This window comes from Fodinicola acaciae, assembly GCF_010993745.1.
GTDB classification, from domain to species: domain Bacteria; phylum Actinomycetota; class Actinomycetes; order Mycobacteriales; family HKI-0501; genus Fodinicola; species Fodinicola acaciae.
This window is the reverse complement of sequence record NZ_WOTN01000002.1, coordinates 1,408,575-1,431,623: the sequence shown is the minus strand read 5'-3', so window position 1 is coordinate 1,431,623 and position 23,049 is coordinate 1,408,575. Positions and strand designations below refer to the sequence as shown.

Here is a 23,049-nt window from a genome sequence, read left to right as displayed (position 1 = left end):
TCAGCCTCCCGCCAGCTCCGGCTCGATTTTCTCCACCATCTCCACCAGGTCCGGCGCGAGCTTGATGCCGACGTCGGAGAGCTTCATCTTCAGCTGGCGGATCATCAGCCGGCGCACCTCCTCCGGCGTCCACCCCAGCGCCTCCAGGCCGAGCGCACGGCTGGCCGCGCCGTTCATCGACAGGATGACCCGGAGAGTTTCGTGGATCTCCAACAACATCTTCGGATCTTCCTCGACCGCCTCGCGGAGAAACCGCATGCCGGACTGGACATGCCGGGCCTCGTCGCGGCAGGTGGCGGTGAAACCGGTGTAGTAGGCCGGCAGAAACCCGCGGTTGCGGCAATAGCTGAGGGTCACCTTCATGACCGTCAGTGCCAACACGCCCTCGATCCAGAGGAAATAGTTGGTGCCATAGCGTACCCGCGCGGCCAGATCCGCCGGGTCCTTGCGCAGGTCGTCGGCCTGGTACGCGAGCAGGCCGAAGGGTCCGATGAACGTCTCGGACACGTGTTTGAACGACAGGTCCAGCACGTCCTGCACCGAGTCACCGGGAAGGCCGACGACCTCCCGATAGAACCGGTCGAAGAAGATCGTGTGCCGGGCCTCGTCCTCGATCTGGCTGGACATGTAGATCTTCGACTCCTCGCTGCCGGCCAGCATGAACACCGGCAGCTCCACCTCCACCTGGCGCTCGCCATGGTGAAAGCCGGAGGAAATCGCGACGAACGACTCGCGCTCCTCCTCGGACATGTTCTGCTGCCAGTCAATCCGGTCCTGGCCGAAGTCCAGCTCGTAGACATCCCAGCGCTGCTTGAGATAGCGCTTGTAAAGATCGAGATATCCCGGCAGTTTCTTGAGATCGCGATGGACGTAGTCGAGCACGTCGTCGATGTCGACGTCGCGCATCTGGGCGAGGTCCCCGTCCTCGACCCGCGCGGCTGTCTGGGTCATACCCACACTCCGATCGATATTAGAATCACGCTCTAATACTGATCGCAGCATCCACCGCCGGCCCTGCCGATGTCAATGGCCGGGCCGGGGACGGATCGGCTGATTTCCGTAGCGTTATTTGGTCGGCGACGGGGTCACGTCGGTGGCGGTCAACTGCAGGCCGGCGCCGCCCTGGCCGGTCAGCGTCAGCTTGTCGGACTCGATTTTGTACGTCACGTCGCCGCGCAACACCGCGAAAACGCCGCGTTCCACCTTCATGATGTCGTCGGAGCAGGCGATCTCGGTGTGGATCGGGCCGTTGCCGAAGTGGATCGTCCGGCCGTCGATCTTCGCCTCGCCACCGAAACCGTTGCACCCGCTGTTGCCGCTCACCTTGCCGTCTTTGAAGCTGAGGAATGCCTTCCGCGCGGCCGGCGTGCTGGAGGCGACGGTCCCGGAAATGATCGTGTCGACCGTCCACCGCGGACCGGCCAACGGCTTGTCCGGGTCGGCCTGGCGCCGGTCTGCCATCTCGATCCGGGTCGTCGAGGTGGACACGACCAGCGCGTCGCCGGTCAGCTGCCAGGCCGGTTTCTGGCTGATCAGCCGGGCCAGCCACTTCTCCTGCGCGTCCAGCCCCGGCTGCGTGCAGGCCATCAGCGTGCTCGTCGGGTTGTCGACGGTCAGGTGCCCGCCGGCGGCATCCACCTTGCCGGACAGGCCGTTGCAGCCGCCGCGTACGTTCAGCCGGCCGTCGTCGGTGAACTGGAAGCTCACCGTGGTGCCCGGCGCCAGCTCCTTGGCCTTGCCGTTCTCGGTCACCTTGGTGGACACGAAAGTGCGGCCGACCAGCTGGTCCGGACCGTCTCCGGTTGTGACGGCGCGGCCACCGCAAGCAGTCAGCGTCGACACCGCGATGACAGTTATCAGCAGCTTCGTACCGTTCATACCGTTGAGACGCAGCCGGACCGGTTCCGGTTCCCTTCAGCTTGTTGTTTGACCTGTTGGGCCCTGGCGGCCTTTTGGGCTGTGTCTGATTGCGATTCCTGTGGGGTGTGTTGTGAGGCGCGTCGGGTGATCCTGGTGGGCGGCCTGGCACCCCCGGACATCGGGGCCGGCCTGGCGAGCAACCACAACAGCATTACTCGCCTCGGGTCTGGTTGACACCTCACGCGTGAACCAGACCCCTACACCTTCTAAAACTCAGGCTAAGGGTCTAGGTTTGGATGATCTTGCCGCCGTACGCGCGCATCGTCTCGGCCGGCTGGTCGTGCATCAGGTAGATGGCGAAGTTGTCCACGCCGATCTCGGCCAGCTCGGCCAGCCGGTCCTGGTGCGCGGAAACCGGCCCCACCAGACAAAACCGGTCGACGATGCTGTCCGGCACGAAGTCGGTCGACGGGTTGCCGGCGCGGCCGTGATGCGCGTAGTCATAGCCTTCGCGTTCGCGGATGTAGTCGGTCAGCGCGTGCGGCACGGCGCCGGACTCGCCATAGCGCGCGACCAGGTCGGCCACGTGGTTTCCCACCATGCCGCCAAACCAGCGCAGCTGGTCACGCTGGTGTGCGATGTCCTCGCCGACGTACGCCGGCGCCGCGACGCACATCGTGATCTCCGCCGGATCGCGACCGGCGGCCGTCGCCGCAGCGCGTACGGCACCGATCGTCCAGCGCGCGATGTCCGGATCCGCGGTCTGCAACACGAAACCGTCAGCCTGCTCGCCGACCAGCCGGAGCGCCCTGGGGCCATAGCCGGCCATCCAGATCTCCAGTTTTCCGTCCCTGACCCACGGAATCCGGACGGCCACACCGTTGTACTCGACCTCGCGCCCCTCGGCCAGTTCCTTGATGACACGCATCGACTCGCCGAGCGTTGCCAGGTTTGCCGGCGGCAGGCCGATAACCCTCCGTGCCGAGTCGCCGCGGCCGATGCCGCAGACCGTACGGTTGCCGTACATGTCGTTGAGCGTCGCGAAAAGTGACGCGATCACCGACCAGTCGCGGGTCGCCGGGTTGGTCACCAGCGGCCCCACGACCAGGTCCGAGGTGGACGCCAGGATCTGCGAGTAGATGACGAACGGCTCCTGCCAGAGCACGTGCGAGTCGAACGTCCAGCCGTAGCGGAATCCCAGCGACTCCGCCTCGATCAGCCGGTCCACGACGGCTTTCGCCGGCGGATCGGTCTGCAGCACGATCCCAAAGTCCACGGTGCGTCCTAGTTCAGATATTGCGAGTGATCGCGGTGCAGGAACTTTCCGTGGCCGGTCTTTCCGTGGAACTCGCCGCCGTCGACGATGATCGAGCCACGGGACAGCACGGTCGAGACGCGACCGGTCAGCCGCATGCCTTCGTACGCCGAATAGTCCACGTTCATGTGGTGCGTCGCCGCCGACAGCGTTTGCGACGCGGCCGGGTCGTACACGACGATGTCGGCGTCGGACCCGGCGGCGATGACGCCTTTACGCGGATAGAGGCCAAACATCCGCGCCGGGGTCGTCGACGCGACCTCGACCCAGCGGGTCAGCGACAGCTCACCGGCCGCCACGCCCTGGTGCAGCAGGTCCATCCGGTGCTCGACACCGGGCATTCCGTTGGGAATCTTGGAGAAGTCGCCGCGGCCGAGCTCTTTCTGGTCCTTGAAACAGAACGGGCAGTGGTCGGTGGAGACCACCGACAGGTCGTTCGTCCGCAGGCCACGCCACAAATCCGCCTGATGGCTCTTCTCCCGCAGCGGCGGCGAGCAGACGAACTTGGAGCCTTCGAAGTCCGGCCGCGCCAAGTCCTCAATGGACAGATAAAGATATTGGGGACAGGTCTCGGCAAACACGTTCTGTCCGGTGTCGCGTGCCTCCGCGACCGCGGCCAGAGCCTGCGATGCCGACAGATGCACGATGTAGAGCGGCGCACCGGTGACCTTCGCCAGCTGGATCGCGCGCGAGGTCGCCTCGCCCTCCAGCTCCGGCGGCCGGGTCAGGCCGTGATGGACCGGGTCCGTGCGGCCGGCGGCGATCGACTGCGCCACCAGCTGGTCGATCGCGATGCCGTTTTCCGCGTGCATCATGATGATCGAGCCGCTGTCCTTGGCTCGCTGCATGGCCAGCAGGATGTCGCCGTCGGTGGAGTAGAAGACGCCGGGATAGGCCATGAACATCTTGAAGGTGTTCACGCCGGCCTCGATGCAGGCGTCCATCTCCTTCAGGCTCGCCTCGTTGACGTCCGAGAGGATCATGTGGAAGCCGTAGTCGATGGCGCAGTTGCCGTCGGCCTTCTCGTGCCATTTGTCCAATGTGGACAGCAGGGACGTACCTTTGGCCTGCACGGCGAAGTCGATGATCGTCGTCGTGCCACCCCACGCGGCGGCGGTCGTGCCGGTCGCGAAGGTGTCCACCGAATGCGTGCCGCCGAAAGGCATTTCCATGTGCGTGTGCGCGTCGATGCCGCCCGGCAGCACGTATTTTCCGGCGGCGTCGATCGTACGGTCAGCGGTCCAGCTCCGCGCGGCGTCGCTGTCCGGCGAGGCGACCGCGACGATTTTCTCGCCTTCCACGAGGACGTCGCCGGCGGTCGCGCCGCTCGGACTGACCACGAGCCCGCCGCGAATCACCACACTCATGGCGTGACCAGGCTTTCGTACGAGTCGGGACGGCGGTCGCGATAGAAGGCCCACAGGTCGCGCACCTCGGCCAGCGTCCCCATGTCCAGGTCGCGTACGACGACCTCGTCCTCGGTGTCGGACGCCGCGTCGCCGACGAGCTGGCCGCGCGGGTCGACGAAGTAGGTCTGGCCGTAGAAGTCGTTGTCTCCCAACGGTTCGGTGCCGACCCGGTTGATCGCGCCGACGAAGTACTCGTTGGCGACCGCGGCCGCCGGCTGCTCCAACCGCCACAGATACTGGGAAAGTCCGCGGCTGGTCGCCGACGGGTTGAATACGATCCGGGCACCGGCCAGGCCCAGAGCGCGCCAGCCTTCCGGGAAATGCCGCTCATAGCAGATGTAGACGCCGATCCGGCCGACCGCGGTGTCGAACACCGGATAGCCGAGGTTGCCGGGGCGGAAATAGAACTTCTCCCAGAATCCCTTCACCTGCGGGATGTGGTTTTTCCGGTGCATGCCCAGGTATTTGCCGTCGGCGTCGATGACCGCGGCGGTGTTGTAGTAGACACCGGGTTGTTCTTCCTCGTACATCGGCACGATCAGCACGACACCGTGCTGTTTGGCGACCTCCTGCATGAGCTTGGTGGTCGGCCCGTCCGGGATCCGCTCGGTGTAGGAGTAGTAGTCGGCGTCCTGCACCTGGCAGAAGTACGGCCCGTAGAACAGCTCCTGCAGACACACCACCTGCGCACCTTGCGATGCGGCGGTGGCGATGTGGTCGACCGCGACCCGGATCATCGACTCCTTGTCACCGGTCCACTTCTGCTGGACCAGGCCGGCCCGGATGATCTCCGCCATCTATGCGCTCCTCCCGATACGTTTGATGTTCGGATGCTGGGTCTGTCTCCATATTCCGGGGGGATGAGAGTCGAGATCCAAACGCCGTCAGGCGGCCCGAGACAGATGTGACAGCGGCTCGGCTATCGCCCCGCGGAATATGGAGACAGACCCTAGCCCGAATCGTCGGCGGCCGCTACTGCCGGAACCGGCCGCCGCTGGCTCGCACCAGGCAGCGTGAGCAGCAGATAGACGGCGAAGCCGACGACCAGCCCGACCGCCCAGCTGTAGTCGTAAAGCGGCTTCAGGAACGGAATCAGGCCCTCGGCGGGGAAAGGTCCGTTGCCCGGTTGGGAATTGACGCCACCGACCGCGAGCACCGCGCCGATGACCGTCGCGACCACGGCCTGCACGTTCCAGCCGTGAAAATACCAGTAACGGCCGCCGGAGCGATAAAGGTCGCCGAGCACCAGCTCCGCGCGGTCACGGACCCAGTAGCCGGCCAGCAGGACACCGGCGACGGCGGCGAGCACGCCACCGTAGAGGCCGAGCCAGTTGTAGATGTAGATCTGCGGATTGCTGACCAGCTGCCACGGCTGGATCAGGATGCCGATAATTCCGGTGATGAGGCCACCGGTGCGGAAACTGACGAATCGTGGTGCGGCGTTGGAAAAGTCGTACGACGGACTCACCACGTTGGCGGCGACGTTGCAGGAGATCGTCGCCAACACGGCCACGATCAGGCCGATGACGACAACGACCGGATTGCTGAAGTTTCCGGCCAGCTGCACCGGATCCCAGATCGCCTTGCCGTAGATGACCACCGTGCCGGAGGTGACCACGATCGACACCAGCGAGATGAACGACATGGTGGTCGGCAGGCCGAGGATCTGGCCGAGCGCCTGCTTGCGTTGGCTCAGGCCAAACCTGGTGAAGTCAGGCATGTTCAACGAGAGCGTGGCCCAGAACGCGATCATCGCCATCAGCGACGGCGCGAAGACGGCCCAGAACGCCGGTCCCCAGCCGAGTTTCGACGGCGTGGTCAGGATCGGGCCGAGGCCGCCGGCCTGGATGACGATCCACACCAGCAACGCCGCGAACGCCACGGTGACCAGCGGTGCGGCCCAGTTTTCGAACCGCCGGATCGCGTCGATGCCGCGCCAGATGATGGCCATCTGGATCAGCCAGAAAACCGCGAAGCTCAGCCAAAGTGTCCACGGATGGCCGCCGACCGACGGCGCGTTGCTCCAGCCGCCACCGGCGAGTTTTCCGACGATGACGTACACCGCCTCGCCGCCGACCCAGGTCTGGATGCCAAACCAGCCACAGGCGATGAAAGCGCGCAACAACGCCGCGAGGTTGGCGCCGCGTACGCCGTAGAAAGCGCGCGCGAAAATCGGGAACGGAATGCCGTATTTCGTGCCCGCGTGGCTGTTCAACAACATCGGTATGAGCACGATGATGTTTCCCAGCGTGATGGTGACGAAGGCCTGCAGCCAGTCCATCCCCAGCGCGATCAGGCCGGAGGCGAGCAGATAGCTGGGGATGTTGTGCGCCATCCCCATCCACAGGGCGGCGAAGTTGTACGTCGTCCAGGTGCGCTTGCCGACCGGGACCGGCGCCAGCTCGGGGTTGGCGTACCGGCCGCTGGCCGGCGGTGTCTCCCCCAGGTCGACCCGGCCGTCCGGATGCACGACCGGCAGCTCGCTGGCCGCACTGGTCATCTCCGCCTCCACCTGGTGTCACACCGGTCGCGGATCGGCCGGATCACGGAATAGTCCCCGACGGCGGCCGAGTTGCCAAGCGGTTCGGAAGATCTTCTGGACGTACGCGGGCACGCAAAAGGCGGCGGAGGCGTCCTCCGCCGCCTTCGGCCGGTGGTCAGCTGGCGTGCTTCTCGATGAGCTTGCCGAGTCGCGGCAGGGCCAGCTCGACGTTCTTCTTGCCTTGCGGACGGATCTTCTCGTACGCCTTCTTGACCGTCGCGCGGCTGGTGTTGGCGGCGCGGTCGTCGGTCACCCCGAGCAGCGCGTCGGACACCTCGTCGCCGCGGCCGACCAGGTAGGCGTCCAGCGGCTGCGCGGCGCCGGCCGCGCGGTAGTCGGCGTAGAACGGCTGCAGGCGGCCGATGAAGTCGTCCAGCAGCTTGTCCACGGCCTCGTCGATGATGCCCGGCTTGACGGCCTTGACCATGGTGTAGGCGCTCTTGACCGCGAGCCCCGAGGCGCCGGACTTGCTCGACACCTCCTCGTCCAGGAGCTGCTTGCAGTCAGCGATGACCTCGGGCCGCTTTCCTGGCGTGAGCAGGATCTCGTGCAGCGTCTCTGCCACCTGAGTACCAACCCTCTCTCTTGTCACTGTTCGGCGCACGGTCGTACCCGCTGGTCAGACCATGGAGTGCGCCGGCGTTGCCCTTCCGGGCCTTCGGATCACCTGTCCCCCGACTCGCCTAACCTAGCGTCCACGTCCGGTTGCACAGGGGCCGGGGCCGCCGCGTCACCGTCAGCGGCCGACGGAGTTGCGCAGAGTAATAGCATCTTTTGTTATGTTTTGTCGGGAGTAATCGGGCGCATTAATGCGTTGCGCACATTCAGTCACAGTGGCCACACTGGCGGTAATCGCGCTGATCAGTTTCAATGCTGGCTATGCCGACCCGTTTACGAGTCAATCTCAGCACTCTTGGCAGAGTGTTCGTCGTCTGCTTTCTGGGCAGCCTGGTGGTGGGCGGTACGGCGGTGCCGCCGGTGTGGCGAATTGGCCTGGCAATTCTGACCTGCGTACTGGCCTGCGGTCTGGCTGCGGCGTTTTCCGGGCCGTTGCGGCTGCCGCTGCTGTGCGCGGCGGGTTTCAGCCTGCTGCAGGCGATCCTGCCGCTCGCGCAGCAGATCGACGCCTGGCTCGGCGGCGCGTTCACATTATTGTTGTTCAGCAGCTTCGCCGCCTTGGTCTGGCGCGGCCGGATCGCCGCCGGTCAGTTGCTCGTACGCGAGCGGTCGCGCGCCGGCATCGACGCCGCCGACGCGGTCAAGTCGCAGCTGGCACATGACCTGCACGACGATTATCTGCGGCCACTGACCGAAGGCCGGCAGCTGCTGTCCGCCGCGCGGCTGGCGCCGACCTCACCGGAGACGATGACGCTGGTCGAGCGCGCCGACGACCTTTTCTTCGCGCAGGCAACCAAACTCCGCGACCTGGTCAACGATCTGCATCCGGCGGTGCTGGACCGGCTCGGCCTGGCCGGCGCGCTCGCCGACCTGGCCAGCGACACCGAGATCGAATATCCCGGAAAGACCGTCTCCACCTTCGTTTCGGCCGGCGAACGTCCAGAGTGGACACAGGATCGTACGCTGCGGCTCGGCCTTTTCCGCATCGCCCAGGAAGCCGTCGCCGCCGCCGTCGAACACAGCGGCGCCGACCGCGTGCAGGTGGCCGTACGCGCCGACGAGACGCGGGTCGAACTGACCATCAACGACAACGGAAACGGCTCGGAAACCGCGATCGGCCGCCGTGCGCTCGCGTCGATGCGCAACCGCTGCACCGCACTCAGCGGCGACTTTTCCTTTGAGGCAACGCCAGGAATCGGGTCGCTGGTGTCGGCTCGCATTCCGCTGCGCGAGCGTACCCGCCGCTCCGAGGTCGCCGTCTCACGGCCGTCGGTGATGGCGGTCATCCCCCGCCACCGCCGGCCGGATCCGTACGGCCTGTCGCCGACCTCCGCCGACCATGTCGACCCACCAGTAGCGCTGCCCTGATAGGAAAGTCAGAAACCTGGCGACCTGATACGCAGCGCCCGGACCTGATCTTCCTCCAACGCGCCTTCGAAGATCCTGAGGTCGTCGACACCACCTTGCCAATGCGCGACTCGGCCGGCACCGACCAGTAACGGTCCGCAGGAATGGGCGAGTTTGTCGCCGACCGCCGCGTTGTTGCGAACGGCGGTCGCTATCTGAAGCCGGGTGCGCTCTGCGCGCGAGCGACTATAGGCTGAGGACCGCGCGGATGGCGGCGGATTTGTCGGTGGTTTCGCGAAACTCGGCGGCCGGGTCGGACATGGCGACGATCGCACCGCCGGTGCCGTAGGTCGCGCGGTCGCCGGAGACGACGAGCGTACGGATGGCGATGCTCAGATCGACCGCGCCATTCAAGGAAAAATAGCCGATCGCACCGGAGTAGATGCCGCGCGGACCGGCTTCCAGCTCGTCGATGATCCGCATCGTACGGATTTTCGGCGCGCCGGTCATCGAGCCGCCCGGAAAGGCGGCGCGTACGCAGTCGACCGGCGACACGTCGGGACGCAGGCGGGCGCGCACTGTGCTGACCAGTTGGTGGACGGTCGCGTACGACTCGACAGCGAACAACGACGGCACTTCAACCGAGCCGATTTCCGCGCAGCGACCGAGATCGTTGCGGACCAGGTCGACGATCATCAGGTTTTCGGCGCGGTCCTTCTCGTTCGTCGCCAGGTCGGCACGCAGCTCGGCGTCGCGCTCCGGCGAGGCGCCGCGCGGCCGCGTTCCTTTGATCGGCCGCGATTCGGCGACGCCGTCCGGACTGATCCGCAGGAACCGCTCCGGCGAGCTGCTGAGCACGGCCAGCTCACCGAAGCGCAGGAAGCTCGCGTACGGCGCCGGACTCGCCTTGCGCAGCGCGAGATACGCCGGCAGCGGGTCGACTGCGCCGGAAAAGGTCAGCTGGTTGGTCAGGCAGATCTCGTAGCTTTCTCCTTGCCGGATCGCCTCGAGACAGTCGTCGATGAGCCGGAGATACGCTTCCGGCGTGTGCCGCATTTCGGCGCGTACGGCCGGAAAGAACTCCGGCACGGTGACATCGCGAGCCAGTGCGTCGCGCATTTCCGCGATCTGGTGTTTCTCGAAGGCGAGAGCGTGGATGTCGCCGGTGAGATGGTCGAAAACCAACGCGCGGTCGGCGAACATCAGCTGCGCGTCCGGATGGTCCGACTCGTACGCGGCGTCGCCGCCACACTCCGCCTTGAGCTCGTAACCGAGATAACCAACCCATCCCAACGAAAACGGCAGGTCGCTCGCGACCGGCTCACGGGCCGCCAGATCGCCCTTCAGCCAGTCGAAGAAGCCGCCGTGCGAGGCGCTGACCGCCCGTGTCGCGTCGCCAATGATGGAAAACCGGCCGAGCGCGTGGTCCGGCATGCTGGAGTCGAGCCAAAACGAGTGCGCGGATGCGGAGAACAGCCGCACATACGCGGTCTGCGCATCGACGTCGACATCAAGAACCTCGGAGTGGATCGTGCGGCCAGTCCGCGGAGCGCTCATTGTCACCGCCGCGGGTTTGGCGCGGGCGCCAAGGAAATTGGCGATCAACTCGCGACCGTACGACGTGCCGATCGACTCCGGATGAAACTGCACGCCCCAGGCCGCACGATCCACCGCCTCGACCGCCATCAGCACGCCGTCGTCGGACCACGCGGTCGCGCGCAGGCCGTCCGGCACCGACCGTACGGCCAAAGAGTGATAGCGCACGACCGAAAACGGCGACGGAATGCCGGCGAACAAACGGCTTCCGTCATGGGTCACCTCGGACCTGCGACCATGCCGAGGCTCCGGCGCCAGATCCACGTCCCCACCGGCGAGATGGCACAAAGCTTGATGTCCCAGGCATATCCCGAGCAAAGGAATCCTCGCCTCGGCGATCACCTGCTCGCTGATGCCGAGGTCGGCCTCACGTTCCGGCCGGCCAGGCCCTGGCGAGACGATGACGTTGTCAAAGCCCCTGACATCATCGGCCGAGAATCCGGGGGCGTCGTTCGGCACCACGACCGGCGCGCGGCCAGTGATCTGCGCCACCAGTTGGAAAACGTTGTATGTGAACGAGTCGTAATTGTCCACGATCAGAGTCCGCACACACCGCCTCACCAGGCCACACTACAGTCGCTGGCGGACTGTCCCGTCGCTGCCGCCGCTGGTCGCATTCGGACACGCGATCGGCCGCCCGGTTGTCACCTTCTTGACCACGCGGATCGGTTCAGATGGTCAAGAAGGTCACATCCGGTCGGCAGACCGGCCGCAGAATCTAGGGCCTGTCCTAGTCGATCTTCTTCTGGCGCTTGATCTCGGCCAGCGCGTCGCCGACCGCGGTCAGTTGCTCGCGAGTGAGCAGGCTGGCGAAATGCTCGTCGATGACCTGCGCGTTGGTGCGGATCGCCTGCGACCGCAGCCGTTTCCCGGCCGGCGTCAGCGCGACCTGCACACCGCGCAGATCGCCCTCGCAGGGGATCTTTTCCAGCAGGCCACGGCGTTCCAGCCGGTCGCACAGCCGGCTGACCGCGCTCTGGCTGAGGATCATCCGTTCCTTCAGGCCGTTGATCCGGATCGGCTCGGACGGCATGTTGACCAGCGCGTCGAACTCGGACAGCGACAGCGAGTGCCGCGCCTCCAGCGCCGCGGCCAGCTCCTCGCTGACCGCGACGTAGACTTGGAGGAGCGACCGCCAGACCTCGACCCTCGCGCGTACGGACATCAGAGGACGTCGTGTCCTGGGTGCGGCTCGGCGGGGATGGTGCCGAGGCGCCCGGCCTGGAAGTCCTCGAATGCCTGCTGCAGCTCTTCGCGCGTGTTCATCACGAACGGACCGTACGCCGCGACCGGCTCGCGGATCGGCTGGCCACCGAGGATCAGCACATCCAGCGAAGGGCTGCGGCTTTCCTGCTCGGCATCGGCGGAGATCGTCAAGGCGTCGCCGGAGCCGAACACCGCCAACTGTCCCATGTGGACAGGCCGCCGGTCCGCGCCGACCGAGCCGTTGCCGGCCAACACATAGACCAGCGCGTTGAAGTCGCTACGCCACGGCAGCCGCAGCTGCGCGCCAGGCGACAAAGTGGCGTGTGCCAACGAAATCGGCGTGTGGGTGATGCCGGGGCCGGCGTGGCCGGCGATCTCACCGGCGATGACGCGTACGAGAGCGCCGCCGTCCGGCGAGCTCAGCAGTGCCACCTCGCCGCCGCGGATGTCCTGATAACGCGGCGGGGTCATCTTCAGCTGCGACGGCAGGTTGACCCAGAGCTGGATGCCGTGGAACAGGCCACCGCTGACGACCAGGTGCTCCGGCGGCGTCTCGATGTGCAGGATGCCACCACCGGCGGTCATCCACTGCGTGTCGCCGTCGGTGATCTGGCCACCGCCTCCGTTGGAGTCCTGGTGTTGCATGATCCCGTCGATCATGTAGGTCACCGTCTCGAAACCGCGGTGCGGATGCCACGGCGTGCCCTTCGGCTCACCCGGCGCGTACTCGACCTCGCCCATCTGGTCCATGTGGATGAACGGGTCCAACGCGCGCATGCTCACGCCGGCGAAGGCGCGGCGGACCGGGAAACCCTCGCCTTCGTAGCCGGTTGGCGCGGTCGTCACACCGATCACCTTGCGGTCCTGCGCCTCCGGCAGGACCTCCGGGATCCGCGGAAGGGTCAACGGGTTGGCAACTGTCACGGCTGGCATGGCATCTCCTGTAGGTGAGCTCGACGCCGGCCATAACGATACATGCGCACGCATCATTCCCGCTAGACTTGCGGTCGTGCGACACGTCGACATCGCGGTCATCGGCGCTGGCCAGGCTGGCCTGGCCAGCGCGTACTACCTGCGCAGGCAGGGCGCCGACTTCGTGGTGCTGGACCGGCAGGACGAGCCGGGTGGCGCGTGGCGGCACGTCTGGCGGTCGGTACGGCTGGTCTCGCCACCGATCTACACCCGGCTGCCGGGCCTTGCCTGGGACCTGCCGTACGACCATGCGCCGAGCGGCGCCGAGGTCGCGGCGTACTTCGCCGACTACGAGAAGCGCTTCGACCTGCCGATCGAGCGGCCGGCGCGGGTGCGCAGGGTCAGCGGCGACGGACAGCTGCTTTTGCAGACGGACAAAGGCGAACTCACCGCCAGGGCGGTCATCAACGCGACCGGCACCTGGGATCATCCGTTCGTGCCGTCGATCCCCGGCGCGGCGAGTTTTCGCGGCCGACAACTGCACACGGCCGCGTACGACGTGCCGGACGACTTCGCCGGGCAGCACGTTGTCGTTGTCGGCGGCGGGAACTCGGCAGCGCAGATCCTCGCCGAGGTGTCGACGGTGGCGCGTACGACCTGGGTGACCCGGCGTCCGCCGGATCTCAACGGCGCTCCGACAACGGAAAGCGGACTGGTCGCGGTGACCGACGCGGTCGACGAGCGCGTACGGGCCGGCCTGCCGCTGAAGAGCGTCGTGAGCTACACCGGCATCGGGCGTACGGATGCCGTTGTGGCGGCCGAAAAACGTGGCGTGATGGTCGCCAGGCCGATGTTCGACCGCATCACGCCAGCGGGAATCGCCTGGAACGAGGGCGAAACTCTCGCGGCCGACACGATCCTGTGGTGCACCGGGTTCCGGCCGACGCTCGCACACCTGGCACCACTGCATCTGCGCGGACCGCTCGGTGGAATCGTCGTGGAAGACACGAAAGTCGCCGCGGACCCACGGATCTTCCTGGTCGGCTATGGACCGTCGGCCAGCCTGATCAGCTCACACCGCGCGGCCAGGCACGCCGCTACGTACGCAGTCCGGCGAAGGTGATCGCGAGCGTACGGGCCTGCAGGTCGGCGTCCCAGCTGCCTTGCTCGGCGCCCATGCACAGCCCGGTCAGCGCGGCGACGACCTCGGCCGGTTGCACGTCCGTACGCACCGCGCCGGCTTCCTGCGCTCGCGTCAGCAAAGCCTGAAACGCCGTCAAAAGCCGCTTCCCCACATCAGCGGTGGCGGTCTTGAGATCGTGCCGGCCGAGCGAGTCGGCGAAAGCCTTCTTCCCCGCCGACTCGGCCACCATCCGCGAGAAGAAAGCGAAAAACGCCTCGCCGGCGTCGGCGGCCGTCAACAAGTCGGCGGCTTCGGCGGCCATCCGTTCATAACGGTCGACGATGATCGCCTCGTACAACGCCTCCTTGGTCGGAAAGTGCCGATAGATCGTGCCGACGCCGACGCCGGCGTGCCGAGCGATCTGCTCCATGGACGCCGCCACGCCGTGCTCGGCGAAGGTCGCCTCGGCGGCCTCGAGCACCAGCGCGCGGTTGCGCCGCGCATCAGCACGCAACGGACACCACCCCTCCTTGACAACCGGAATCTGGATTCCGTATGTTCGTATCCGGAAGCTTCATTCCGATTATAGGAGAACCGACATGGACTTCGTACGGATGGGCCGCTCCGGTCTCAAGGTGTCCCCGACCTGCCTCGGCGCGATGAACTTCGGCCCCTCGTGGGGCTTCGGTGTGGACGAGGACGCCGGTCGCGCAGTTGTCGACGCGTATCTGGACGCCGGCCACAACTTCATCGACACCTCCGGCAACTACAACGGCGGCCAGTCGGAGGAGATCGTCGGCAAGGCCATCGCCGGCCGCCGCGACTCGGTGGTGCTGGCGACCAAGGCATTCATGCCAGTCGGTCCCGGCCCCAACGACCGCGGCCTGTCGCGCGTACATCTGACGCGCGCGTTGGACGCAAGCCTGCGACGGCTCGGCACCGACTACGTCGATCTCTACCAGTGCCACTTCTTCGACGCGGAGACGCCGATCGAGGAGACCATGGCGACGCTGGACGGGTTCGTACGCGCCGGCAAGGTCCGCTATCTGGGCTGCTCCAACTTCACCGCCGCGCAGATCGTCTCGGCGCAGTGGGCCGCTGAGCGGATCGGTGGCACCGGTCTTGTCAGCCTGCAGCCGCAGTATTCGCTGATCAACCGCGACATCGAGGCGGACATCCTGGACACCTGCCGGGCGTACGGTCTCGGCACGATGATCTGGGGGCCGCTCGCCGGCGGCATTCTGGCCGGCAAATACCGCCGCGGCGAGCCGCCGGCGCAGGACACGCGGCTGGCGAAGATGGCGCGCAACGCCGACCCGCGCGCGCGTACGTGGGTCGACCAGCAGCTCAGCGACCGCAACCTGGCCATCGCCGAGGAGGTCGGCAAGGTCGCGGCCGAGGCCGGCGTCCCAGCGGCGGCGGTCGCTCTGGCCTGGGTCCGCAGCCGGCCAGGCGTCACGTCGGTGATCATCGGTCCGCGTACGGTCGAGCAGTGCGAGCAAAACCTCGCCGCGCTGGAGACCGAGGTCGGCGCCGACGTACTCGCACGGCTGGACGAGGTCTCCGGTCCGGCGCCGAAGCCGGTCACCGGCAGCGGTTTGGCCGCCTGAAAAAATCTTGATGGGTCGCGATGAGTTTTCGCGACGGCTCCGGTCTGCATGGACAACAACGATCCAATGAGGCATGAGGAGCCCACAATGAGCGCCACCGCCAGCATCCAGCCCGTCAAGCGCGGCCGCGTCCTGACCATCGTCCTGTGGGTCGCGCAGGTGCTTTTCGCCGCGCTGTTCATCTTCGTCGCGATGCCGAAACTGCTCGGCGACCCGACCGCCGTCGCGAGCTTCGACTCCACCGGCCTCGGCGACTGGTTTCGCTATCTGACCGGTGCCTGCGAGCTGGCCGGTGGCATCGCGATCCTGGTGCCGCGGCTGTGCGGTCCGGCCTCGATCGCGCTGACCGCGCTGATGGTCTGCGCGACGCTGGCCAACCTGTTCCTGATCCCCGGCATGGCCTCGGCCGCTCCGGTGACGATCGTGCTGGCCATCCTGGTCGGTCTGGTGGCGTGGGGCCGCTGGCCGCACACCGTCGCCTTCTATCGGATGGTCGTCAAACGGTAAGCACCACAACATAGATCGGCCGTCCCCTCCGCGGAGGGGACGGCCTCGTTGTCATTTCAGGAGTTTCGACAGCGGTACGCGGGTGAAGGTGACCGTCTCGTACGCGCTGAAGTCGCCGGTCTCGTAGAGGACACCGACGTTGTCCTGGTCGAGCTGGACGAGGTCGGAGTAGGCCGCCGGCAGGCCGGTCAGCGTGAGCGCGGCCTGGAAGGTGACGCCGGAGTCCCGGCTCGACCAGATCGTCATCGCCGCGCGCTTGTTGGTCCAGTCGTACGGCCCGGAGAACAGCAGCAGGTCGCGCCGGCTGGTCTGCAGCGCACTGCCCTCGCAGATCGGCGTGACCAGCGTGTCGTTCGGCCGGAACGGCTTGACCAGCGTCCGGCCGCCGTCGGCCGAGTACGCGTCGGCGCGGTGGCCCGGCGAGGTCGCGTCGTTGCGCGTGTTGAAGTAGACGCGGCCGTCCGGCAGCTCGGTTGCGGTCGTCTCGTTCACATTGACATAGCCGTCGGGATTTTCGTCGACGTAGCCGATGTGCCAGGTCTGGCCGAGGTCGTCGCTGAAGATGTCGTGGCCGCTGTTGTATTTGCCTTCGGCACCGGTGTCCGGCGTGCCGGGTGTCGGCGGTGTGGTGTGGTTGGCGGCCACGACCAACCGGCCGCTGCGGAGCTGGATCGCGTGGCCCGGCGTCGTCGCATACCACCGCCAGTCGGCCTTCTTCGCCTCGGCGGTGATCTCGCGCAGCGGCGACCAGGTGGCGCCGTTGTCGTCGCTGACCTGCACGAACGGACGCCGCGTGTCGACCGCGGAGACCTGGCCGCGGATGATCTGCGCCTCGGTCACCGAGCCGCCGTTGCGTACCGACACCAGCACGATCCGGCCGCCGCTGGTGACGATCGGCGCCGGGTTGCCGATCGTGTCCGGGCCTTGGTCGGCGACCAGCTGCAGCGGTCCCCACGTACAACCGCCGTCGGCCGACCGGCGCAGCACGATGTCGATGTTGCCGCTGTCGCCGCCGGAGTCGTGTCGCCCTTCGGCGAAGGCCAGCAGCATCCCGTTGCGTGCCTTGACCACGGCCGGGATGCGGAAGGTGTCGTAGCCGCCGTCGCCCTTCTTGAACGGCACTGAGGAGGTGCACCGGGGCGTTGCGGCTGTGAGTACGGCCGGAAAAGCGGTTGCCGCGCCGACGACGGCGACAACTCCGGCAAAGGTGGCGATCACCGGCCATAACCTACGATGCATCGGGCCTCCAGGACATATGACATAGGACGTCCTCTGTCCTAGAGGTTGTCGCGTACGGCGTCAAGCCACGCGTCCTGACCTGGACTTTCAGGAAACCCAAAGACGGGCCGGCTAGCGTGTGTCCGCTGCGACAAATGTCCGGCCACCGGCCCGTACGGCCAGGCGCGCGTTGCCCCAACGGACCCCGTTGGGTGTCCCATCGCGTGCGAACCACCGAGATTGGCACGAAGGGGTCGTGCCAGCCGGCGGCCGGCACCCTACGTTGGAGACATGGCTCATCTGAACCAGGTCTCGCTCGGCGCCGGCGCCGTCACCCACACGCGTCCGCGGCTGTGGCTGTTGCTGGCCAGCTGCGTCGTCGTCGTGCCGGCCGGCGTGCTGCTGATGGCGGCACAGATGAACCACTGGACCCTCGACGCGGGCTTCCTCGCGGTGCCTCTCGCCGCCGCGGCACTTCTGCTGTTGCCGCTCGCCTTCTGGCGGCTGCGCCGCGGCGCCTGGCTGCAGGGCAGCGTGCTGGTCGTACGCGGCTTCCGTACCCGCCGCGTCGACCTCAGCACGGCCACGGACGTACGCACCGATCTGCACTTCAGCCGGCTGAGCCGGGCCGTACCCGTGCTGCTGGTGCGGCACGGCGGTGGCTGGGTCCGCGTGCAGCTGGCGACCGACGACGGCCGGCTGCTGCTGGCCGACCAGCTGGCCTGCCTGGCCGGCGAGCTGCTGCGGTCACCGGCGCCTAACGCGCATGCCGTCGCGGCGCGGCTCTGCCATGCCGCGCAGCGCCAGCTGGCCGCCAGTCGATAGTCCGCATGGCCACCATGCTTGCGTCTGACGCAAGCATGGTGGCCATGCGACCTCAGACCTGGTTGCCGAGTTTTCCTTCGCCTTCGCCTTCGGAAACGCTGAAACCGTCCGCGCCGACGCGCACCTTCTCCTCGCTGGCGGCCGCCGCGACCTGCGGCCGGATCTTGCCGTCCAGGTCGAGCACCGGCGTGCCTTCGGCATACCAGGAGTGCACGACCGCGTTTCCCCAGAAGTCGCGCCGCCGGTCGTCCTGTACGTCCCACCGTACGGTCGGATTGTCGGGGTCTCCGGTGTAGTAATCCGTCGTGTAGATCTCGATCCGGTGCTTGTCGAGATCCCTTACGTACAGGTAAAACGCGTTCGAGACGCCGTGCCGGCCGGGACCGCGCTCGATCAGGCCCTCCTTGTGCAGCGCACCAAGCAGATCGCAGGTGTGCAGGATGTTTCCCCGCTCGTGCGCGGCAAACGCGAGATGGTGCAGCCGCGGGCCGTCACCGTTGGTGAGCGCGATGTCGTGCACGGTCTGCTTGCGGAAAAGCCAGGCGGCGTAAAGGTTGTCGCTGTCCTCGATGGTTTCCGAGACACCGAAACCAAGGGCGCGATAGTACGCCTCGGCCGCCGGCACGTCCGGCGTGAGGACGTTGAAATGGTCCAGCCGCGACAGCGCGTTGGCCGGCTGCAGGTCATAGCGCTGCGTCAGCCGCTCGACATGCGTGCAGTCATAGAAAAACTCGATCGGAAACCCGAGCGGGTCCTCGATGCGTACGGCCTCGCCGATGCCGAGGGTCGTGCCAGCCGGCACGCGCTCGACCCGGACGCCGAGCTGGCGGAAGTACGCCTCGGCGACGTCGACCTCGGCCGCACTCCTTACCCGGTAGGACAAACGCGCCAGCGCCGGCGTCTGTCCGAGCCGCAGGATCAGGCTGTGGTGGGTGTATTCCTCGTACGCGCGCAGATAGAGCGCGTCGTCGGTCTCGGCCGTGACGACCAGGCCCAGGATGTCGACGTAGAACCAGCGAGCCGCGACCAGGTCGGTGACGACCAGCTCGGCGTACGCGGACCGGATGACGTCCGGCGGATTCATCATTTTCCTCCAAACCGCGGGGTGTGCACGTCACCGGTCGCCAGATGGATGATCTGTTCGTGCGTGTAGAAGTCGATGCTGCGGTGACCGCCTTCATGGCCGACGCCGCTGGCTTTCACGCCGCCGAAAGGCGTACGCAGGTCGCGGATGTTGTGCGAGTTGACCCACACCATGCCGGCGTCGATCGAGCTCGACACGCGGTGTGCGCGGCGCAGGCTCTCGGTCCAGACATAGCCGGCCAGGCCGTATTTCACGTCGTTGGCCAGCGAAATCGCTTCCTCGTCGGTGTCGAACGGGGTGATCGCCACCACCGGGCCGAAGATCTCCTCCTGGAAGATCCGCGCGGTCGGCGGCACGTCAGCGAAAACCGTCGGCGACAGGTAGTTGCCGTCGGGCAGGTGCGCCGGCCGCGATCCGCCGGCCACCAGCCGTGCCTCGGTCTTGCCGATCTCCACGTACGACATCACCTTCGCGTAATGCTCCGGGTGCACGAGCGCGCCGACCTCGGTCGCCCTGTCCGCCGGCGAGCCGACCGCGATTTTCTCGGCGCGAGCGGCATAACGCGACACGAAGTCGTCGTAGATCGAGCGCTCGACCAGGATCCGTGAGCCGGCCGTGCACCTTTCGCCGTTCAGCGAGAAAACTCCGAACAGCGACGAGTCGATGGCGGCGTCGAGGTCGGCGTCGGCGAAGACCACGACCGGCGACTTGCCGCCGAGCTCCATCGACAGGCCTTTGAGGTTGTCCGCCGCCGTACGCATGATGACCTGGCCGGTCGTCGTCTCCCCGGTGAAGGAGATCCTCGGCACGCCCGGATGCTCGACCAGCGCCTGGCCGGCCTGCTCGCCGATGCCGTTGACCAGGTTGAAAACTCCGGTCGGCAGGCCGGCGTCGGCGAAGATCTTCCCCCACAGGCTGGCCGACAGCGGCGTGAACTCCGCCGGCTTCAACACGACCGTGCAACCGGAGGCCAGCGCTGGCGCGAGTTTCCAGCTCTCCAACATGAACGGCGTGTTCCACGGCGTGATCAGGCCGGCAACGCCGACCGGTTTGCGTACGACGTAGTTGAGCTGCGCACCTGGCACGCGATAGGCGTTTTCGTCCAGTACGACGATCAGGTCGGCGAAAAACCGGAAGTTTTCCGCGGCACGCCTGGCCTGTCCGAGCGCCTGTGTGATCGGCAGGCCGGTGTCGAAGGTCTCCAGCGCGGCCAGCCGGTCACCCTGTGCCTCGACGGCGTCGGCGATGTTGTTGAGAACCCGCGCACGGGCGCGTGCCGTCATCGACGGCCAAGGACCGCCGACGAAGGCGTCGCGCGCGGCACGTACGGCTCGGTCGATGTCTGCTTTCTGGCCGGCGGCGGCCGTCGCGTAGGGCTGGTTGCTGACCGGATCGGCCACGTCGAAGGTCTCACCGGACAGGCTCTCGACCTCCTCGCCACCGATGAAATGCGGCAGGAACTTCGGCAGGTTTTCCGGTGTCATCACACATCCCCGATCGGACTCAGCAGGTCTTCGCCGGCGGCCAGCAGCTGCCTGATCTTCGCCAGCCCGGCCTCGGTCGGCGTGATCAGCGGCGGCCGTACGTGCCCGGAGCTGACCAGTCCGCGCTGCTCCAGCACCCATTTGGCCGGCGCCGGATTGGTCTCGGCGAACAGCAAATCCACCAGCGGATGCAGGCGATAGTGCAGGTCGCGCGCGGTCGCCAGGTCGCCGTCGACCCAGGCCTGATACATCCGCGAGACCGCGGCTGGCGCCAGATTTGCCACCGCCGAAACGAAACCGACGCCACCGAGGCTGAGCAGCGGCAACGACAACAGCTCGATGCCGGACCAGACAAGCAGTTCCGGACCGGCGGCGTACAAAACCCTGGAGAAATGCTCGAAATCCTTGGTGGTCTCCTTGATGCCGACCACGTTGTCGAAATCCTTGAACAACCGAGCGACCGTCTCCGGCGCGATGTCGACGGCCGTACGCGACGGCACGTTGTAGACGATCACCGGCAGGTCCGGATATTCGCGCGCCACGGTGCCATACCACTCGTAGAGCGCTTGTTGCGTCGGCCGCGCATAGTACGGCGTGATGATCAAAACGGCGTCCGCGCCCGCGTCGCGTGCGATGCCGGTCAGCTCAAGCGTCTCGTCCAGCTTGGCCGATCCGGTGCCCGGCACGAACGGCACCGCGTCGCCGATTTCCTCGGCGGCGACACGGATCCCGGTCGCGCGCTCGGCGATCGTCTGCGCACTCGGCTCACCGGTCGAGCCGCCGAGCGAGATGCCGTGCGAGCCGCTGGCCAACTGCCAGCGGATGAGCCGGCGCAGGCTGTCGGTGTCCAACGAACCGTCGGCGGCGAACGGCGTCACCACCGGCGCGATCGAACCCCGGATCTGACCGGGATCGCTGCGAAACTTCACTTTTCCACCCACTTCTCGTACGCCGGCTTCCACTCCTTGCCGAGTGGATAGAGGCCGTTGATCGGATGGCCGGCACGCACCTGCTCGACGATGAACCGCTCCTGCCGCTCCTGCTCGACCGCGTCGGCGGCCACCTCGGCGGCGATCGCCAGCGGTATCACCAAAACCCCGTCGTCGTCGCCGACGATCACGTCGCCCGGCTCGACCAGCGCGCCGCCGCAGCCGATCGCCACGTCGCTCTCCCACGGCACGTGCTTCCGTCCCAGCACCGCCGGATGCGCCACGCCGGCGAAAACTGGAATGTCCAATGTGGACAGAGTCGCCACGTCGCGCGCACCGCCGTCGGTCACGATGCCGACCGCGCCGCGTACGTGCGCCCGCAACGCCAGAATGTCGCCGATCGTGCCGGATCCATGCTCGCCGCGCGCCTCCATGACCAGCACGTCGCCGGGTCCGACCGCCTCGATCGCCTGCTTTTGCGCGTTGAAACCGGCGCCGCGCGACTCGAACACGTCCTCGCGCACCGGCAGATAGCGCAGCGTACGAGCGGTGCCGACGACCTTGCTGCCCGGCCTGAGCGGGTGTACGCCGTCGATCGACACCGCATTGAGGCCGCGTTTTCGCAGCTGAGAACTCAAAGTCGCGACGCTGACCGACGCCAGCTGCTCGCGTACGTCCGCCGAGAGCGCGCGTTTCGGCTGTCCGTATGCCTCGGCGCGCGTCGCGTCATCGGCCTTCGGCGGCGCGCCGTAGCGGCCGATCGGCTCGTCGCCCGCGACGACCGGATTGCGCAGCCGGCCGGTCGTCAGCGACGGATCGTCGAGGCTGCCGACCTCGACCTCGATCACGTCGCCGGGCTGCGCCACGCTCGCGCCGGCCGGCGTACCGGTGAGAATCACGTCGCCGGGCCGCAGCGTCAGCATCTCGGACAGGTCGGCGACCAACTGGCCGAAGCTGAAGAAGATGCCTTCGGTCGTGTCGTCCTGGACGATCTCGCCGTTGAGATATGTCCGGATCCACAGCCGGCCGGGGTCGAGCCCGTCGGCCGGCAGCAGGTCGACGCCGAGCGGGGTGAAGCCGTCGCCGCCTTTGGACCGTACGTTGGAGCCGCGGTCGGCATAGCGCATGTCGTAGACGCCGGCGTCGTTGCCGGCGGTGACCCACCGTACGGCCTGCCAAGCCTCCTCCGGCGTCGCTCGATGCACTTCCGAGCCGATGACCAGCGCGATCTCGCCCTCGAAGCCGAGCAGCTCGCAGCCTTTCGGACGTACGAGCGGCTGGTCGGTCGCGCTGAGTGACGATGTCGGCTTCAGGAAGTACGACGGTTGCGTCGGCGTACGGCCGCGCTGCGCGGCTCGGCCGCGGTAGTTGACGTGAACCGCGACGATCACGCCGGGCCGCGTACCCAGCGCCGCGCTGACCGGATCCATCTGCAGCCCTCCTCGCTTCGTGTACGAAATCATA

At 66.9% G+C, this 23,049-nt stretch carries 21 protein-coding genes; 5 read left to right on the top strand and 16 right to left on the bottom strand.

Annotation, left to right across the window (positions count from 1 at the left end):
• From GNX95_RS21965 to GNX95_RS21935, 7 genes are all read right to left on the bottom strand, one after another.
• Window positions 1-951 carry a ferritin family protein gene (locus GNX95_RS21965; protein WP_163509271.1) on the bottom strand — a complete coding sequence of 317 codons (951 nt, stop codon included), beginning with the start codon at window positions 949-951 and terminating at the stop codon, window positions 1-3.
• A 114-nt stretch (window positions 952-1,065) separates the two neighbouring features.
• Window positions 1,066-1,878, bottom strand: coding sequence for an META domain-containing protein (locus GNX95_RS21960; protein ID WP_163509270.1), 813 nt, complete (start codon window positions 1,876-1,878; stop codon window positions 1,066-1,068).
• A gap of 268 nt (window positions 1,879-2,146) precedes the next feature.
• A complete protein-coding gene (locus tag GNX95_RS21955) occupies window positions 2,147-3,136 on the bottom strand; it encodes a TIGR03842 family LLM class F420-dependent oxidoreductase (protein WP_163509269.1) in 990 nt (329 codons plus the stop codon).
• An 8-nt stretch (window positions 3,137-3,144) separates the two neighbouring features.
• Entirely contained in the window at window positions 3,145-4,542 is a 1,398-nt protein-coding gene (gene hydA, locus GNX95_RS21950) for a dihydropyrimidinase (protein WP_163509268.1), read from the bottom strand.
• Window positions 4,539-5,372, bottom strand: coding sequence for a nitrilase-related carbon-nitrogen hydrolase (locus GNX95_RS21945; RefSeq protein WP_222853926.1), 834 nt, complete (start codon window positions 5,370-5,372; stop codon window positions 4,539-4,541). Before GNX95_RS21945 ends, hydA begins: the two co-directional genes overlap by 4 nt.
• A 161-nt stretch (window positions 5,373-5,533) precedes the next feature.
• Entirely contained in the window at window positions 5,534-7,084 is a 1,551-nt protein-coding gene (locus tag GNX95_RS21940) for an NCS1 family nucleobase:cation symporter-1 (RefSeq protein WP_163509266.1), read from the bottom strand.
• 157 nt (window positions 7,085-7,241) lie between these two features.
• Window positions 7,242-7,691 (bottom strand): DUF6918 family protein, encoded by a 450-nt coding sequence (locus GNX95_RS21935; RefSeq protein ID WP_163509265.1) that lies wholly within the window; start codon window positions 7,689-7,691, stop codon window positions 7,242-7,244.
• Window positions 7,692-8,047: 356 nt separating this feature from the next.
• On the opposite strand from GNX95_RS21935, the gene GNX95_RS21930 reads away from it, so the two are divergent.
• Window positions 8,048-9,112, top strand: coding sequence for a sensor histidine kinase (locus GNX95_RS21930; protein WP_163509264.1), 1,065 nt, complete (start codon window positions 8,048-8,050; stop codon window positions 9,110-9,112).
• Window positions 9,113-9,337: 225 nt separating this feature from the next.
• Here the strand turns inward: GNX95_RS21930 and pabB are convergent, their stop codons facing one another.
• The 3 genes from pabB to GNX95_RS21915 form a co-directional block, all read right to left on the bottom strand.
• Entirely contained in the window at window positions 9,338-11,236 is a 1,899-nt protein-coding gene (pabB, locus tag GNX95_RS21925) for an aminodeoxychorismate synthase component I (RefSeq protein WP_163509263.1), read from the bottom strand.
• Window positions 11,237-11,417: 181 nt separating this feature from the next.
• A complete protein-coding gene (locus GNX95_RS21920) occupies window positions 11,418-11,852 on the bottom strand; it encodes a MarR family winged helix-turn-helix transcriptional regulator (protein WP_163509262.1) in 435 nt (144 codons plus the stop codon).
• On the bottom strand, window positions 11,852-12,826 hold the full coding sequence (locus GNX95_RS21915; RefSeq protein WP_163509261.1) for a pirin family protein: 975 nt from the start codon (window positions 12,824-12,826) through the stop codon (window positions 11,852-11,854). The genes GNX95_RS21920 and GNX95_RS21915 overlap by 1 nt, the downstream gene beginning before the upstream one ends.
• 76 nt (window positions 12,827-12,902) lie before the next feature.
• On the opposite strand from GNX95_RS21915, the gene GNX95_RS21910 reads away from it, so the two are divergent.
• Window positions 12,903-13,928: an FAD-dependent oxidoreductase gene (locus GNX95_RS21910; RefSeq protein ID WP_246281698.1), complete on the top strand. Its 1,026-nt coding sequence runs from the start codon at window positions 12,903-12,905 to the stop codon at window positions 13,926-13,928.
• Here the strand turns inward: GNX95_RS21910 and GNX95_RS21905 are convergent.
• Window positions 13,903-14,442: a TetR/AcrR family transcriptional regulator gene (locus GNX95_RS21905; protein ID WP_222853808.1), complete on the bottom strand. Its 540-nt coding sequence runs from the start codon at window positions 14,440-14,442 to the stop codon at window positions 13,903-13,905. The genes GNX95_RS21910 and GNX95_RS21905 overlap by 26 nt on opposite strands.
• Before the next feature lie 85 nt (window positions 14,443-14,527).
• Between GNX95_RS21905 and GNX95_RS21900 the strand changes: the two genes are divergently transcribed.
• The gene (locus tag GNX95_RS21900; RefSeq protein ID WP_163509259.1) at window positions 14,528-15,538 is read left to right on the top strand and encodes an aldo/keto reductase; all 1,011 of its coding nucleotides are present in this window, start codon (window positions 14,528-14,530) and stop codon (window positions 15,536-15,538) included.
• 87 nt (window positions 15,539-15,625) lie between these two features.
• The gene (locus GNX95_RS21895; RefSeq protein ID WP_163509258.1) at window positions 15,626-16,045 is read left to right on the top strand and encodes a DoxX family protein; all 420 of its coding nucleotides are present in this window, start codon (window positions 15,626-15,628) and stop codon (window positions 16,043-16,045) included.
• Between the two features lie 51 nt (window positions 16,046-16,096).
• On the opposite strand, the gene GNX95_RS21890 is transcribed toward GNX95_RS21895, so the two are convergent.
• Window positions 16,097-17,284: a sialidase family protein gene (locus GNX95_RS21890; protein WP_163509257.1), complete on the bottom strand. Its 1,188-nt coding sequence runs from the start codon at window positions 17,282-17,284 to the stop codon at window positions 16,097-16,099.
• A gap of 270 nt (window positions 17,285-17,554) precedes the next feature.
• Here GNX95_RS21890 and GNX95_RS21885 point away from each other — a divergent pair, with 270 nt between their 5' ends.
• Entirely contained in the window at window positions 17,555-18,088 is a 534-nt protein-coding gene (locus GNX95_RS21885; protein ID WP_163509256.1) for a hypothetical protein, read from the top strand.
• Between the two features lie 52 nt (window positions 18,089-18,140).
• On the opposite strand, the gene hpaD is transcribed toward GNX95_RS21885, so the two are convergent.
• The 4 genes from hpaD to GNX95_RS21865 are packed head-to-tail and all read right to left on the bottom strand — an operon-like array spanning window position 18,141 to window position 23,015.
• Window positions 18,141-19,175 carry a 3,4-dihydroxyphenylacetate 2,3-dioxygenase gene (gene hpaD, locus GNX95_RS21880; protein ID WP_163509255.1) on the bottom strand — a complete coding sequence of 345 codons (1,035 nt, stop codon included), beginning with the start codon at window positions 19,173-19,175 and terminating at the stop codon, window positions 18,141-18,143.
• On the bottom strand, window positions 19,172-20,656 hold the full coding sequence (hpaE, locus tag GNX95_RS21875; protein ID WP_163509254.1) for a 5-carboxymethyl-2-hydroxymuconate semialdehyde dehydrogenase: 1,485 nt from the start codon (window positions 20,654-20,656) through the stop codon (window positions 19,172-19,174). The genes hpaD and hpaE overlap by 4 nt, the downstream gene beginning before the upstream one ends.
• Window positions 20,656-21,585: a 4-hydroxy-tetrahydrodipicolinate synthase gene (gene dapA / locus GNX95_RS21870; RefSeq protein WP_163509253.1), complete on the bottom strand. Its 930-nt coding sequence runs from the start codon at window positions 21,583-21,585 to the stop codon at window positions 20,656-20,658. The genes hpaE and dapA overlap by 1 nt, the downstream gene beginning before the upstream one ends.
• Window positions 21,582-23,015, bottom strand: a complete 1,434-nt coding sequence (locus GNX95_RS21865; RefSeq protein ID WP_163509252.1) for a fumarylacetoacetate hydrolase family protein — start codon at window positions 23,013-23,015, stop codon at window positions 21,582-21,584. The genes dapA and GNX95_RS21865 overlap by 4 nt, the downstream gene beginning before the upstream one ends.
• Window positions 23,016-23,049 lie beyond the last annotated feature (34 nt).

Bases quoted from the DNA above. Each gene is read 5' to 3' on its own strand.
- hydA (WP_163509268.1), bottom strand. From the start codon at position 4,542: ATGAGTGTGGTGATTCGCGGCGGGCTCGTGGTCAGTCCGAGCGGCGCG.
- GNX95_RS21940 (WP_163509266.1), bottom strand. From the start codon at position 7,084: ATGACCAGTGCGGCCAGCGAGCTGCCGGTCGTGCATCCGGACGGCCGG.
- hpaD (WP_163509255.1), bottom strand. From the start codon at position 19,175: ATGATGAATCCGCCGGACGTCATCCGGTCCGCGTACGCCGAGCTGGTC.
- GNX95_RS21890 (WP_163509257.1), bottom strand. From the start codon at position 17,284: ATGCATCGTAGGTTATGGCCGGTGATCGCCACCTTTGCCGGAGTTGTC.
- GNX95_RS21965 (WP_163509271.1), bottom strand. From the start codon at position 951: ATGACCCAGACAGCCGCGCGGGTCGAGGACGGGGACCTCGCCCAGATG.
- hpaE (WP_163509254.1), bottom strand. From the start codon at position 20,656: ATGACACCGGAAAACCTGCCGAAGTTCCTGCCGCATTTCATCGGTGGC.
- GNX95_RS21920 (WP_163509262.1), bottom strand. From the start codon at position 11,852: ATGTCCGTACGCGCGAGGGTCGAGGTCTGGCGGTCGCTCCTCCAAGTC.
- GNX95_RS21895 (WP_163509258.1), top strand. From the start codon at position 15,626: ATGAGCGCCACCGCCAGCATCCAGCCCGTCAAGCGCGGCCGCGTCCTG.
- GNX95_RS21960 (WP_163509270.1), bottom strand. From the start codon at position 1,878: ATGAACGGTACGAAGCTGCTGATAACTGTCATCGCGGTGTCGACGCTG.
- GNX95_RS21900 (WP_163509259.1), top strand. From the start codon at position 14,528: ATGGACTTCGTACGGATGGGCCGCTCCGGTCTCAAGGTGTCCCCGACC.
- GNX95_RS21915 (WP_163509261.1), bottom strand. From the start codon at position 12,826: ATGCCAGCCGTGACAGTTGCCAACCCGTTGACCCTTCCGCGGATCCCG.
- GNX95_RS21865 (WP_163509252.1), bottom strand. From the start codon at position 23,015: ATGGATCCGGTCAGCGCGGCGCTGGGTACGCGGCCCGGCGTGATCGTC.
- GNX95_RS21885 (WP_163509256.1), top strand. From the start codon at position 17,555: ATGGCTCATCTGAACCAGGTCTCGCTCGGCGCCGGCGCCGTCACCCAC.